This is a genomic window from Nocardia sp. NPDC050713 (assembly GCF_040654315.1).
Classification (GTDB): domain Bacteria; phylum Actinomycetota; class Actinomycetes; order Mycobacteriales; family Mycobacteriaceae; genus Nocardia.
This window is the reverse complement of record NZ_JBFAHS010000001.1, coordinates 683658-697810: the sequence shown is the minus strand read 5'-3', so window position 1 is coordinate 697810 and position 14153 is coordinate 683658. Positions and strand designations below refer to the sequence as shown.

Below are 14153 nucleotides of genomic sequence, written 5' to 3'. Positions count from 1 at the left end.
AGTCCGCAGACGGCCGCGCGCTACACAGCGACGAAGTGGGAAAGGATGCCCTGCACCTCGTAGATGTCGACCTGCCGGTTGAACCGCTTCTGCACCGGCTCGTGCGTGCCCGCGATCCAGATGACGAGCTCGGCGTCCAGATCGAAGGTGCCCGCCGTCTCCACCGCGAAGTGCGTGATCGAGCGGTAGGGGATGCTGTGGTAACTCACCTTCCTGCCGGACAGGCCCTGCTTGTCCACCAAGATCAGGCGGCGGTTGGTGAACAGGAGGGCGTCGCGCACCAGCAGGTAGGCGGAGTAGATCTGCTCGCCGTTGCCGAGCAGCTTCCCGTACTCCTGCTGTGCCTGGCCAGGATCTATGCGCCCGGCGTTGCCCATCAGTCCGTCGATCAGACCCATGATCTGTACGTCCTTCGCGGTGGGGGAGACGGTTCGGCGGATGGTCCGAACCCTCCCCACCCATGATCCACGGGGCGAGGCCGCGAGGGGCGAAAGGCGACAATCGAATTCGTGCGGGTACGGCGAGCGGTCGCCGAACGCTGGGCGAACGGATGCCGAACGCGAGCCGACCAGAAGGCCGATGCCCGACGAGGCGGGTAGTCGCTTCACCTAAGCTGTTGGCCGTGCGCGTACTCGTCATCGGTTCCGGAGCCCGTGAACATGCCCTCGTCCTCAGCCTGCGCCGCGATCCCGCGGTGAGCGCGCTCTACGCCGCGCCGGGCAACGCGGGCATCGCGCAGCACGCGCAGGTGCGTCCGGTGGACCCGTCCTCGGCCGAGGCGGTCGTCGCGCTGGCCACCGAGCTGGCCGCCGACCTCGTGGTGATCGGCCCCGAGGTGCCGCTGGTGCTCGGCGTGGCCGACGCGGTGCGCGCCGCGGGCATCGCCTGCTTCGGCCCGTCGGCCGCCGCCGCCAGGATCGAGGGTTCGAAGGCCTTCGCCAAGGACGTGATGACGGCCGCCGGTGTGCGGACCGCGCACAGCGAGGTCGTCGACAACCCCGCCGAGCTGGACGCGGCGCTGGATCGTTTCGGCCCCACCTGGGTGGTCAAGGACGACGGTCTCGCCGCGGGCAAGGGCGTCGTGGTGACCGCCGACCGGCTCGCGGCCCGCGATCACGGCGCCGAACTGCTCGAACAGGGTCACCCGGTGCTGTTGGAGTCGTTCCTCGACGGGCCGGAGGTCTCGCTGTTCTGCCTGGTCGACGGTGAGACGGTGGTGCCGCTGCTGCCCGCGCAGGATCACAAGCGCGTCGGCGACGGCGACACCGGCCCGAACACCGGCGGCATGGGCGCGTACACGCCGCTGCCCTGGCTGCCGGAGAAGATCGCTACCGCCATCGTCGAGGACGTGGTGAAGCCGGTCGCCGCCGAGATGGTGCGCCGCGGCTGCCCGTTCTCCGGTCTGCTCTACGCCGGTCTCGCGATCGGCGCGGACGGACCCGCGGTGGTCGAATTCAATTGCCGCTTCGGCGATCCCGAGACCCAGGCGGTGCTCGCCCTGCTGGAGAGCCCGCTCGGCGAGCTGCTGAACGCCACCGCGACCGGCACCCTCGCCGAGGTCGCCGCGCCGCGCTGGCGGGACGGTTCGGCCATCACCGTGGTGGTCGCCGCCGAGAACTACCCTGGCCGTCCGCGCCTCGGCGACGTGATCACCGGTGCGGGCGAAGGCGCTCCGGACGACGCCGCCGCCGTGCTGCACGCCGGGACAGCGCAGCGTGAGGACGGTGCGCTGGTCTCCTCGGGTGGACGCGTGCTGAGTGTCGTCGGCGTCGGCGCCGATCTGGCCGAGGCCCGCGCCAAGGCCTACGACCGCATCGCCTCGATCAAGCTGCCCGGCAGCCACTACCGCACCGACATCGGCCTCGCCGCCGTCGAGGACCGGATCGCCGTCCCCACGAAGTAACCGCCCGCTTCGCGGGGTGATTCTGGACGCAGCACTAGAAGCTGAGGCCGTGCAGCGCCAGCCAGGCGCGCGGGTCGACGTGGCGACCGCCGACGATCACCTCGAAATGCAGGTGCGGGCCGGTGGAATCGCCGCGGTTGCCCATGCGGGCGATCTGCATGCCCGCCGGGACGCGTTCGCCGACGGAGACGAAGAAGTCGTACATGTGCCCGTAGACGGTGATCGAGCCGTCGTCGTGGCGGATGCGCACCCACAAGCCGAAACCCTGGGCGGGGCCCGCGTCGATCACGGTGCCGTTGGCGACGGCGTAGATCGGGGTGCCGATGGGCGCGGCGATGTCGATGCCGTTGTGGAAAGTGCCCCAGCGCGAACCGAATCCGGAGGTGAAGGTGCCGCGGGTCGGTAGTACGAATCCGCCGACGCCCGGCAGGATCGAGCCGGGCGGCAGCGGTGCGGTGCCGCCCATCCAGGGTTGCCATTCGCCCGCGGCGGCCGCGGCGGCTTCGGCCTTGGCTCGCTCCAGCGTCGCTCGCGCCGCGGCGGCGACCACGGCTTGTTCGCGGCGCCGTTCGCCGCTCGCGATGGCGTTGAGGTAGCGGCGCACCGAGGGCGGGGTCGATTGCATTTCCTGGGGATGGGCGAAGAACACCCGCATGGCCTCGTTCGGGCCGGGATCGCGGTGGCCGACGCCCCAGTCGAACGGTGAATCGGCCCCGGCCACCAGCAGTGTCACCGCCAGCCCCGCGATCAGCACCCGATGTTTGCGCAGCAGCGCTCGGTAGTCCTGCCGTTTCTGTTCGGTCCACAGGTCCCGCGGGTCGGGCAGGGGGCGGCGGCGCAGTTCGGCGAATTCGGCGCGGGCGCGGCGTAGCAGGCGGCGCGGATCGCGATCGGACCGCTCCCGCACCTTGGCACGCCAATCCGGCGGAATGACGCCGATGCCACCCACTCCGCGTACCCGCTCGAGCCCCGCGCGGCGAGCCTTTTCCAGCATTACGCCGACCTTAGCCGTGCGCGCGGGACGCAAGCACGGATGTGGGCAGGTGTCGGCCGAGAAAGCTCTTCGAGGAAAGCCGAGCGTTGGCGACCTGCCGCCGGGTCGGAGGGTCTACCGTCTGTCGGGTGTCAGGAGAATCTCGCCGGTCGACCATTCCACCTTTCTACGTGATGGATGTCTGGAAAGCCGCCGCGGAGCGCGCCCGAACCCACGGCGACGTGCTCGTGCTCGCGGCCGGTCAGCCCTCGACGCCCGCTCCCGCTCCGGTGCTGCGTGCCACGAAGACCGCGATCGACGCCGAATTGCTCGGTTACACAGAGACTTTCGGCATTCTGCAGCTGCGCGAGGCGATCGCCGAGCACCACAGGGACACCTACGGCTACCACGTGGACCCCGACGAGGTGGTGGTGACGACCGGGTCGTCCGGCGCGTTCACCCTGATCTTCCTGGCCGCCTTCGACGCGGGCGACACCGTCGTGGTGGCTCGGCCCGGTTACCCGGCCTACCGCAACACCCTCACCGCGCTGGGTTGCCGAGTGGTCGAACTGGATTGCGGCCCCGAGACCCGCTTCCAGCCGACCGTGGCCATGCTCGAATCGCTGCCCGAGCCGCCCGCCGGTCTGGTGGTCGCCAGCCCGGCCAACCCCACCGGCACCATGATCACCCCGGCCGAGCTCGCCGCGCTCGCCCGCTGGTGCGACACGCACGGGACGTTGCTGATCTCCGATGAGATCTATCACGGCATCACCTACGAGACCCCGGGCTCGGCGGCACAGACCTCTTCGGCGTGGGAGACCTCTCGCGAATCCGTGGTTATCGGCTCGGTGTCCAAGTACTTCTCCATGACCGGCTGGCGGCTCGGCTGGATGCTCGCGCCGAGCAGGCTGCGGCCCGCGCTGCAGCGACTGGCCTCCAACATGACGGTGTGCCCGCCCGCCGTCTCCCAATACGCTGCGCTGCACGCCTTCGGCGCCGAGGCCAAGACCGAGCTGGACGGCCACGTCCAGCGTTACGCGGTGAACCGGCGGCTGCTGCTGGACGGCCTGCCGAAGCTGGGCATCACCGACTTGGCCCCCGCCGACGGCGCGTTCTACGCCTACGCCGACATCGGCCACCTGACCGACGATTCGCGCAAGTGGTGCGCCGAGGTGCTCGAGCACACCGGGGTGGCCTTGGCGCCCGGCATCGACTTCGACACCGTGGCCGGGCACCGCACCGTTCGCTTCTCGTTTGCGGGCGCCACCGCGGATATCGAGGCGGCGTTGCTGCGGCTCGGCTACTATCTGGGCGCCTGAACCTCATGTCCGACAACAAGTTTCCACAGTTCGACACCGGGAACGCCCAGATGGGGTAAAACAACGATTGCTGGCTTTCGACTCTCGATTTCGCACGGATGAACTGATGACGACTGGCACGATGGCACGGTGATAACCGCGACGACCCCGAAAGGCGAACGGCGTCGCCAGGCTCTGGTAGCGGCCGCCGCCGAGTTGTTACTCGAAGGCGGATTCGATGCGGTGCGGCATCGCTCGGTTGCCACGCGCGCGGATCTACCGCTCGCCTCGACCACGTACTACTTCGAGTCCCTGGAAGACCTGATCGCCCGCGCGGTCGAGTTCAGTGGGAACGCGGAGCTGGACGCGATGCGCCGCAGGGTCGGCGAGGTGAGTCACCGCCGCCGCGGCGCCGAGGCGACCGTCGACCTGGTGCTGGACCTGTTGGTCGGCGCCGACGGGCCCGACGAAGGCGCGCGTGGTCAGCTGATCGCCCGCTACGAGCGTTCGGTGGCCTCGGCGCGACATCCAGAGCTACGCGAGGTCCAGCTACGGCTGCGCGCCCAGCTCGACGAGCTGCTCGCCGACGTGCTGCGGCGTTCGGACCGGATGGTGCGGCCCGAACAGCTACGCAGGGTGGTCGCGGTGGTGGACGGCGCGGTGGTCGCGGCGCTGAGCGAAAGCAACCCGGAACCCCGTCGGATGGCGCGCGGCGCGCTGCTCGAGGTGATCGATATCGTCGCCCCGGCGACGCCGCAGCAAGCGGACAGGTTCCGAGCACTAGACTGACCAGACGTGAGTCTCGTCCCGAATGTCCTCGCCACCCGTTACGCCAGTCCCGAGCTGGTGCACCTGTGGTCGCCGGAGCACAAGATCGTGCTGGAACGGCGGCTGTGGCTGGAGGTGCTGCGGGCACAGTCGGAGCTCGGCATCGACATCCCGGCGGGAGTGATCGCCGACTACGAGCGGGTGATCGACCACGTCGATCTCGCCTCCATCGCCGAGCGCGAGCGGGTCACCCGCCACGACGTGAAGGCGCGCATCGAGGAATTCAACGCGCTGGCCGGGCACGAGCACGTGCACAAGGGCATGACCAGCCGCGACCTCACCGAGAACGTCGAGCAGCTGCAGATCCGGCTCTCGCTCGAGCACGTGCACGCGCACGGCGTCGCCATCGCGGCGCGGCTGGCCGAGCGGGCTGCCGAGTACCAGACGCTGGTGATGGCCGGCCGTTCGCACAACGTGGCGGCGCAGGCCACCACCCTCGGCAAGCGTTTCGCCTCGGCCGCCGACGAGCTGCTGATCGCGCTGACCCGGCTGCGCGAGCTCATCGACCGCTACCCGCTGCGCGGCATCAAGGGTCCGATGGGCACCGCGCAGGACATGCTCGACCTGCTCGGCGGCGATTCGGCCAAGCTGGCCACGCTGGAACAGCAGGTCGCCCGGCATCTCGGCTTCGCGACGGTGTTCACCAGCGTCGGTCAGGTGTATCCGCGCTCGCTGGATCACGACGTGCTCTCCGCGCTGGTGCAGGTGGGCGCGGGTCCGTCCTCGTTCGCGCACACCATTCGCCTGATGGCGGGGCACGAGCTGGTCACCGAGGGCTTCCAGCCCGGGCAGGTGGGCAGTTCGGCCATGCCGCACAAGATGAACACCCGCTCCTGCGAGCGCGTCAACGGTCTGCAGGTGGTGCTGCGTGGGTACGCCTCGATGGCCGCCGAACTGTCGGGCGCGCAGTGGAACGAGGGCGACGTGTTCTGTTCGGTGGTGCGCCGGGTCGCGCTGCCGGACGCGTTCTTCGCCATCGACGGCATGATGGAAACCTTCCTCACCGTGCTCGCCGAGTTCGGCGCCTACCCGGCCGTCATCTCCCGCGAGCTCGACCGCTATCTGCCGTTCCTCGCCACCACCCGCATCCTGATGGCGGCGGTGCGCGCGGGCGTCGGCCGGGAGACCGCGCACGAGGTCATCAAGGAGCACGCCGTCGCCGTCGCCCTCGCCATGCGCGAACAGGGCCGCGAGCCCGACCTGCTCGACCGCCTCGCCGCCGACCACCGCCTCCCCCTGGACCGCCCGGCCCTCGACACCGCCCTCGCCGACAAGTCCGCCTTCATCGGCGCCGCGGGCGCCCAGGCCGCCGACGTCATCGCCCAGGTCCAAAAACTCGTCGACACCTACCCCGAAGCCGCCCGCTACACCCCGTCGCCAATCCTCTGACGGCGCAAACGCGAAACCCGGCTGCCCACCCGTCCGGAGAGGAGCCGGGTTCACGCGGAACCCGGCTGCTGGCAGGTTAAGGTGCGGTGTGGATCCGTACTCGATTTTCGCCGACATCATTGCCGGGCGGGCGCCGGCTTCCAAGGTGTACGAGGACGACGACGTGGTCGCGTTCATGGACATTCGGCCGATGACGCCGGGGCATTTGCTGGTGGTGCCGCGGGTGGCGGCGCGGTGTTTGGCGGAGCTGGATCCGGTGATCGGGGGGAAGCTGTTTCAGGTGGGGCAGCGGCTGGCTGGGGCGTTGCGGGCGAGTGAGGTGGGGTGTGACGGGGTCAATTTCTTTCTCGCCGATGGCGTGACGGCGGGGCAAGAGGTGTTTCACGTGCACCTGCACGTCATCCCGCGGACGCCGGGCGACGGGTTCGGGCTTCGTGGCCGTCCGACGACCCCGCCCCGTGCCGATCTGGACTATCTCGCCGGATCCATTCGTGGGGCGTTGGAGCGCGCCGAAGGTCGGTGACCGGTGGGGTCAGCGTGAAACCCATTACGTACTGGGCAGTTTGCTGTAGAAGAGCGGAGATCTCGGATCCCTTCCGCAACTCCATGGAGTGAGTTACGTTGGAGCCCACTCTCATGCGGTGATGGAGGGCGAGACGTGCGGCGTACCGGAGTTGCTGTGGCAGTGCTTGCGGTCGCGATCGCCATGCTCGGCCCGCTGATCGCACGAGCCCCGGCCTCCGCCGCGCAGATCGTGCGGATCGATCCGTTGAGCCCGACCCGATCCTCGGTCTTCATCGATTCCCCGGCGATGGGCCGAACGGTTCAGGTTGAAGTGCTGCACCCGACGGGCGGCGGCGCCCGGCCGTCCTATTACCTGCTGGACGGACTCGACCCCGGCGTAGGCCAGAGCACCTGGACCAACGCGACCGACGCCGAGGCGTTCTTCCGGAGCAAGAACGTCAATGTGGTGTTGCCCGTCGGCGGCCAGGCCAGCTACTACACGGACTGGCAGCAGGACGACCCGCGCTTCGGCCGCTACAAGTGGGAGACCTTCCTGACCAGGGAGCTGCCGCCGCTGATCGACGCGAACTTCGACGGCAACGGCGTCAACGCGATCGGCGGACTCTCCATGGGCGGCACCGCCGCGTTCGTCCTGTCCGCGCGCAACCCGCAGCTGTACACGGCGATCGCGGGCTACAGCGCCTGCCCGGATACCGGCCTGGCCACGGGTGGCGTGATGTTCTCGATCGCCAACCGCGGCGGCAACCCGATCAATATGTGGGGCGCGCCGGGCACCCACGCCTGGGCCGAGCACGACCCGTCGTTGCTGGCGGAACGCCTGCGCGGCAAGACGATCTACCTGTCCACCGGCACCGGCGTCCCCGGCCCGCACGAGACGGAGATCAAGCCGCAGCTCGCCGAGAACATCGTCCTCGGCGGCCCGGTCGAGGTGGGTATCAACACCTGCGTGATCGCCTTCGAGCGGCGCCTGCGCAGTCTGGCCATTCCGGCCCGCATCGACTACAGCCCGGTCGGCACCCACTCCTGGTCCTACTGGCAGGACACACTGCACGCCTCGTGGCCGACCATCGGCTCGGCCATCGGCGCCTGACCCGGCGCAACACACCTACGATCGGGACAACGCGCTCTGCGACCAAGCCGGATAGTCGGTGTAGCCCTTCGCGTCTCGTCCGTACAGCCCGTCCTCGCGGATCGAGTTCAGCGGCAGATCGCGCGCGATCCGTTCCACCAGATCGGGATTGGCGATGAACGCACGCCCGAACGAGACGAGATCCGCTGTGCCCGCGCGCAATACCGCTTCCGCACCCGCGGCGGTGGTCGGTTCGCGGTTCTCGCCGATGTTGGCGATCAGAGTGCCGCGCCAGCGCGGACGCAGATCGGTCAACGCCGGATAGTCGTCGTTGTCGACGAGGTGCAGATAGGCCAGCTGGCGACGATCCAACTCGGACACCAGCTTTCGGTACAGCGGCGCCGGATCGGCCTCGTACATGTTGAACTGCGGATTGCCCGGCGAGAGCCGGATGGCGGTGCGGCGCGATCCGATCGCCTCGGCCACGGCGTCCACGATGGCCAGCGGCGCCCGCATCCGGTTGTCGATCGAACCGCCGTATTCGTCCGTGCGCAGGTTGGTGTTGTCGGCGAGGAACTGGTGGGGCAAATAGCTGTTGGCGCCGTGGATTTCGACGCCGTCGAAGCCCGCGGCCATCGCATTGCGGGCGGAGGCGGCGTAGTGACCGATCACCGCCGCGATGTCGGCGCGGCTCAGCTCGCCCGGCGTGATCGGATCGGCCTTGCCGCCCTCGATCAGGTGCACGCGATCGGGATCGACCACCGCGGAAGGACCGGCGGGCCAGGTTCCGTCGATGCGGCCGAGCGGATGGTTCTTGCGGCCGCCGTGCATCAGCTGCGCGAAGATCCGCCCGCCCTTCGCGTGCACCGCTTCGGTGACCCGGCGCCAAGCGTCGACGTGGGCTTCGGTCTGCAGGCCGGGCGCCCACGCCTCGCTCTGACCGGTCGAATGCGGCCAGATGCCCTCGGTGATGATCAATCCGGCGGTGGCGCGTTGCGCGTAGTAGTCGACGACGTCGGGGGTCGGGGAGCCGTCCGGGAGCGAACGCAAGCGGGTCATGGGAGACATGACGATGCGGTTCGGCAGGGCGAGTTCGTGGTCGCGGTAGGGCGTCAGAAGTTTCATGAGGCGTACGCTAGAAGCTGACATCAATGTCAGGTCAAGGGCTCGAGGAGTGACGTGCGCATCGGTGAACTTGCCGAGCGAACCGGCGTGAGCGTCCGGTCGCTGCGGTACTACGAGGACAAGGGCATGCTCGCCGCCCCCCGCAGCTCCGGCGGGCAGCGTGAGTATCCGGAGGCGGCCGTCGAGCGGGTGCGCCGGATCCAGGAGATGTTCGCGGCCGGACTGACCAGCGACACCATCGCCGAACTGCTCCCGTGCATCCACGACACCGACGGCTCACCCAGCGCCGAAGCGACCCCGTTCCTGGTGGAGAAACTGACCGAGGAGCGGGCCAGGATCGACCGCGCGCTGCGCGATCTGCACCGCACCTGCGAGGTGCTCGACAGCGTCATCCGCGCGGCGGGCGGCGAGGCGCCGCCCGCGGAGTTCCAACGCGCGGGGGATTCGACGACCCGCAAGTAGGGTGGACCGCATGTCTGTCGAAAGTGCGGTGGCGGCCCCGATCGCCAAGACGGTGCCGACCGAGCGGGTGCATCACGGCGACGTCTTCGTCGACGAGTACGAGTGGCTGCGGGACAAGGAGGATCCCGAGGTCATCTCCCACCTCCAGGCGGAGAACGCCTACACCGAGGCGCAGACCGCGCACCTGCAGGGCCTGCGCGAGAAGATCTTCGAGGAGATCAAGTCGCGCACCCAGGAGACCGACCTCTCGGTGCCGACCCGGATGGGCGAGTTCTGGTACTACTCGCGCAGCTACGAGGGCAAGCAGTACGGCGTGCACTGCCGCTGCCCGATCGCCAGCGGCGCCGCCGAGGGCATCGACGCGTGGACTCCGCCGCGGCTCGAGGTCGACAGCGAGATCCCCGGTGAACAGGTGCTGCTCGACAGCAACGAGCTGGCCACGGGCCACGCCTACTTCGCCCTCGGCGCGTTCTCGGTGAGCCACGACGGCAATCTGCTGGCCTACTCGGTCGACACCGTCGGCGACGAGCGCTACACCCTGCGCTTCAAGGACCTGCGCACCGGCGAACCGCTCGCCGACGAGATCGCGGGCACCGCACCGGGCGCGACCTGGTCGCTGGACGGCAGCCACGTCTTCTATCAGACGGTCGACGAGTCCTGGCGCCCCGACACCGTGTGGCGGCACCGGCTCGGCACCGCCACCGAAGCCGACGTGAAGGTCTTCCACGAGCCCGACGAGCGCTACTGGGTGAGCATCGGCTCCACCCGCTCGGAGAAGTACCTGATGATCTGGGTCGGCTCCAAGATCACCACCGAGGGCTGGGTGCTGGAATCCGACAACCCCGAGGGCGATTTCCGGATCATCATGCCGCGGCGCGAGGGCGTCGAATACTCGGCCGAGCACGCGGTGATCGGAGGCGAGGACCGCTTCCTCATCCTGCACAACGACGTCGTGGACGGGGTGAAGGCGGAGAACTTCGTGCTCGCCGAGGCGCCCGTCGCCGATCCGTCCAACCTGACGCTGCTGATCGGCCACCGCGACGACGTGCGGCTCGAGGACGTCGACGCGTTCGCCGATCACCTGGTGCTCAGTTACCGGCGCGAGGCGCTGACCAGGGTCGCGGTCTGGTCGCTGACCGACTCCGGCTACGGCGAGCGGCGCGAACTCGAGTTCGATCTGGAGCTCTTCGCGGTCGGCTCCGGCGCGAACCCGGAATGGACCCAGCCGACCCTGCGCATCGGCCTGACCTCGTTCATCACCCCGATGCAGGTCTTCGACTACGTTCCGGCCACCGGCGCGCTGCTGCTGCGCAAGGAGCAGCCGGTGCTCGGCGGCTACGACGCGAACGACTATGCGCAGCACCGGGATTGGGCGATCGCGGAGGACGGCACCCGGATCCCGATCTCGCTGGTGTGGAAGAAGGGCGCGGTGGCCGAGGGCCAGCCCAACCCGCTGCTGCTCTACGGGTACGGCTCGTACGAGGCGAGCATGGATCCGTCCTTCTCGGTCGCGCGGCTGTCGCTGCTCGATCGCGGCATGGTGTTCGCGGTCGCGCACGTGCGCGGCGGCGGCGAGATGGGCAGGCTCTGGTACGAGAACGGCAAGACGCTCACCAAGAAGAACACCTTCACCGACTTCGTCGCCTGCGCGCGGCACCTGATCGACACCGGAAGGACCGCGCCCGATCGGCTGGTCGCCGACGGCGGCAGCGCGGGCGGGCTGCTCATGGGCGCCGTGGCGAACCTGGCGCCGGAGCTGTTCCAGGGCATTCTCGCCAACGTGCCGTTCGTCGACCCGCTGACCTCGATCCTCGACCCGTCGCTGCCGCTCACCGTCATCGAGTGGGACGAGTGGGGTAATCCGTTGGCGGACAAGGACGTCTACCAGTACATGAAGTCCTATTCGCCGTACGAGAACGTCGAGGCCAAGGACTACCCGGCGATCCTCGCCGTCACCAGCCTGAACGACACCAGGGTGCTCTACGTCGAGCCCGCCAAGTGGGTCGCCAAGCTGCGCGCGACCAAGACCGGTGACGCGCCGCTGCTGCTCAAGACGGAGATGAGCGCGGGCCACGGCGGCGTCAGCGGGCGCTACGAGAAGTGGAAGGAAGTGGCGTTCGAGCACGCCTGGGTGCTCGACACCGTCGGCCTGGCCGACGAATAAAGACCGACCGTCGGCGGCCCGGGCTGGTCGCCGACGGTGTTTCGGTTGTTCGTCCCCTGGTCATGCTCGCTGCACATGAATGACACCTGCGTCCGGCACCGTTGGTTCATGAACGCTGAGCTGATCGTGTCCGTGTCGGGTATCCGGGACACCACTCGAGACGCCGCGATCGAATTCGCCGCGGAGATGGATCGCCGCGACGTGCGGTTGTCGCTGCTGGTGGCGCCGCGGTTGAAGGGCAAGTACCGGCTGGTCGACGACCTGGCGACGCAGGCATGGCTGCGCGGCAGGCGGGCCCGCGGCGACGCCATCGTGCTGCACGGCTACGACCAAGCGGCGACCAAGCGGCGCAGGGCCGAGTTCGCGACGCTGCCCAAGCACGAGGCCAAGCTGCGGCTCACCGCGGCCGACCGGGTGCTGGAGCAGGCGGAACTGCGCACCCGGCTGTTCGCCGCGCCGCGCTGGGACGCCTCGGCGGGGGCCATCGCCGCGCTGCCCGAGACGGGGTTCCGGCTGGCGCTCGGGCTCACCTCGATCCTCGATCTGGAGCGCAACGCGGCGCAGAAGTCGCGCGTCTACGGCATCGGCGAAGGTTTCCGCGCCGAGCCGTGGTGGTGCCGCGCCTTGGTGATGGGTGCGGCGCGGACCGCGCGGCGCGGCGGCGTGCTGCGCTTGGCGATCTCCGCGGCGCAGTTACAGCGTTCGGGTCCGCGCCAGGCGATGCTGGACGCGGTGGATCTGGCGCTGTTCCACGGCGCGGTCAGCGATGTGTATCGGTGGGAGCCGATCGACCTGATGCGCGCGGCCTGAGGGTCGCGGGCGGAGGTACGCCCGCCGCCGGGAATGGCGATCGGTGGCGGCGGGCGCACCTTCGCGTACTCGGCCGCGGGACTAGGCTTGTTCGGCGGTGGTCTTCGGTTGCGCGGTGGGAACTTTCGGCGTCGCGTTGTGCGTGAAGCCGCCCGCTTCCGCCCTGGTCAGCGAGACCGTCAGCGGATGGTCGGCCAGCTGCCGCACGCTGCGTTCGATGTCGGCGAGCAACAGGTCCACCATGTCGTGGGTGAAGCCGTGCCGGATCACCGCGCGCATGATCGTCTCCGATCCGCGATCGGGCGGCAGTGGGTACGCGGCGATCAGCCAGCCGCGGGTGCGTAGCCGATCGGACAGGTCGTAGAGGTTGAAACCGGGCGAGCCGGTCAGTCGCCAGCACACCGCGGCGATGCCGCGACCCGGATCGCCGTCGTGGATCAGCTCGAACCCGTCGAACTTCCGCAACCCGTCCGCCAGATGTCCCGCGACCCGGTAGATCGCCTCCTGCAACCGCGTGTAGCCGAGCCTGCCGAGCCGGATGAAGTCGTAGTACTGCGTGATCACCTGCCCGCCGGGCCGGGAGAAGTTCAGGTTGAAGGTGGCCATGCTGCCGCCGAGATAGTCGACGTCGAAGATCAGCTCCGCGGGCAGGTCGTCGGCCGTGCGCCAAATGGCCCAGCCCGCGCCGAGCGGGGCGAGACCGGTCTTGTGGCCGGAGGAGTTGATCGATTTCACCCGCTCCAGGCGGAAGTCCCACACCACATCGGGGGCGGTGAACGGGGCGAGGAAACCGCCGCTCGCCGCGTCCACGTGCAGCGGGATGTCCAGGCCCTTCGCGGACTGGAGATCGTCGAGCGCACGCGCCATGCCCGCGACGTCCTCGAAAAGTCCCGTGTAGGTCTGCCCGAAATTGGCGACCACCATGATGGTGTTCTCGTCGCAGTGCGCGGCGACGTCGTCGGGGTGCATGGTGAGCCGATCGCCGCGCAACGGCACCTGGCGAATCTCGACGTCGAAGTAGCGGGCGAACTTCTCCCAGCAGACCTGCACGGGTCCGCAGACGAAGTTCGGCGTGCCCGAGCCGCCGCGCTCGCGCCAGCGGAACTTGGCGGCGAGCCCACCCAGCATCGCGGCCTCGCTGGACCCGGTGGTCGAGGTGCCGAGCGTGGTCGCGGGATCCGGGGCGTGCCAGAGGTCGGCGAGCATCCGCGCGCAGCGGCGCTCCAGTTCCGCGGTCTGCGGGTATTCGTCCTTGTCGACGATGTTCTTGTCCAGCGACTCGTTCATCAACCTGCGCGCTTGGTCGTCGACCCAGGTGGTGCAGAAGGTGGCGAGGTTCATCCGGGAGACGCCGTCGAGCAGCAGCTCGTCGTGCACGATCTGGTAGGCGACCTGTGGAAGGACTTCCTTGTCCGGGAAACTCTCTTTCGGCGCGGGATGGTCGATCGCGGGCAGTGCGAACAGATCGTCGAAATCCGGTGCGGCGGGCATCGGGGCCTCCCAGCAATGCTGCTCAAAGATTGCCACGGATTGGTTTCTGCCCTCATTCTGCAATGAATTGCTTGTACAAGCGGTAGTTTCGCCCCGAGAGGGTGGATGCTGAGCGG

At 69.0% G+C, this 14153-nt stretch carries 13 protein-coding genes; 9 read left to right on the top strand and 4 right to left on the bottom strand.

The features are described from left to right. Positions 1–20: 20 nt before the first annotated feature. A complete protein-coding gene (locus AB0H49_RS02660; protein WP_355000557.1) occupies positions 21–398 on the bottom strand; it encodes a PH domain-containing protein in 378 nt (125 codons plus the stop codon). 224 nt (positions 399–622) lie between these two features. On the opposite strand from AB0H49_RS02660, the gene purD reads away from it, so the two are divergent. Beyond that, positions 623–1903, top strand: coding sequence for a phosphoribosylamine--glycine ligase (purD, locus tag AB0H49_RS02655; protein WP_357246320.1), 1281 nt, complete (start codon positions 623–625; stop codon positions 1901–1903). A gap of 34 nt (positions 1904–1937) precedes the next feature. Here the strand turns inward: purD and AB0H49_RS02650 are convergent, their stop codons facing one another. Beyond that, positions 1938–2897 (bottom strand): M23 family metallopeptidase, encoded by a 960-nt coding sequence (locus tag AB0H49_RS02650; protein WP_357246317.1) that lies wholly within the window; start codon positions 2895–2897, stop codon positions 1938–1940. A 128-nt stretch (positions 2898–3025) separates the two neighbouring features. On the opposite strand from AB0H49_RS02650, the gene AB0H49_RS02645 reads away from it, so the two are divergent. From AB0H49_RS02645 to AB0H49_RS02625, 5 genes are all read left to right on the top strand, one after another. Further along, positions 3026–4195 carry a pyridoxal phosphate-dependent aminotransferase gene (locus AB0H49_RS02645; protein ID WP_357246314.1) on the top strand — a complete coding sequence of 390 codons (1170 nt, stop codon included), beginning with the start codon at positions 3026–3028 and terminating at the stop codon, positions 4193–4195. A gap of 129 nt (positions 4196–4324) precedes the next feature. After that, positions 4325–4963: a TetR family transcriptional regulator gene (locus tag AB0H49_RS02640; RefSeq protein ID WP_355000341.1), complete on the top strand. Its 639-nt coding sequence runs from the start codon at positions 4325–4327 to the stop codon at positions 4961–4963. Between the two features lie 6 nt (positions 4964–4969). Then, on the top strand, positions 4970–6391 hold the full coding sequence (purB, locus tag AB0H49_RS02635) for an adenylosuccinate lyase (protein ID WP_357246311.1): 1422 nt from the start codon (positions 4970–4972) through the stop codon (positions 6389–6391). 88 nt (positions 6392–6479) lie between these two features. After that, positions 6480–6914 carry an HIT domain-containing protein gene (locus tag AB0H49_RS02630; protein WP_357246308.1) on the top strand — a complete coding sequence of 145 codons (435 nt, stop codon included), beginning with the start codon at positions 6480–6482 and terminating at the stop codon, positions 6912–6914. A gap of 135 nt (positions 6915–7049) precedes the next feature. After that, the gene (locus AB0H49_RS02625; protein WP_357246305.1) at positions 7050–8006 is read left to right on the top strand and encodes an alpha/beta hydrolase family protein; all 957 of its coding nucleotides are present in this window, start codon (positions 7050–7052) and stop codon (positions 8004–8006) included. Positions 8007–8021: 15 nt separating this feature from the next. Here AB0H49_RS02625 and AB0H49_RS02620 read toward each other — a convergent pair whose 3' ends face one another. Further along, positions 8022–9110: an alkene reductase gene (locus tag AB0H49_RS02620; RefSeq protein WP_357246302.1), complete on the bottom strand. Its 1089-nt coding sequence runs from the start codon at positions 9108–9110 to the stop codon at positions 8022–8024. Positions 9111–9164: 54 nt separating this feature from the next. Here AB0H49_RS02620 and AB0H49_RS02615 point away from each other — a divergent pair, with 54 nt between their 5' ends. From AB0H49_RS02615 to AB0H49_RS02605, 3 genes are all read left to right on the top strand, one after another. Then, on the top strand, positions 9165–9572 hold the full coding sequence (locus tag AB0H49_RS02615; protein ID WP_357246299.1) for a MerR family transcriptional regulator: 408 nt from the start codon (positions 9165–9167) through the stop codon (positions 9570–9572). A 10-nt stretch (positions 9573–9582) separates the two neighbouring features. Continuing rightward, positions 9583–11736 (top strand): S9 family peptidase, encoded by a 2154-nt coding sequence (locus AB0H49_RS02610; protein WP_357246296.1) that lies wholly within the window; start codon positions 9583–9585, stop codon positions 11734–11736. Positions 11737–11844: 108 nt separating this feature from the next. Next, a complete protein-coding gene (locus AB0H49_RS02605) occupies positions 11845–12546 on the top strand; it encodes a DUF2334 domain-containing protein (RefSeq protein WP_357246293.1) in 702 nt (233 codons plus the stop codon). 81 nt (positions 12547–12627) lie between these two features. Here AB0H49_RS02605 and AB0H49_RS02600 read toward each other — a convergent pair whose 3' ends face one another. Next, complete coding sequence (locus AB0H49_RS02600) at positions 12628–14037, bottom strand: glutamate decarboxylase (protein WP_357246290.1); 1410 nt, start codon at positions 14035–14037, stop codon at positions 12628–12630. Positions 14038–14153: the final 116 nt, after the last annotated feature.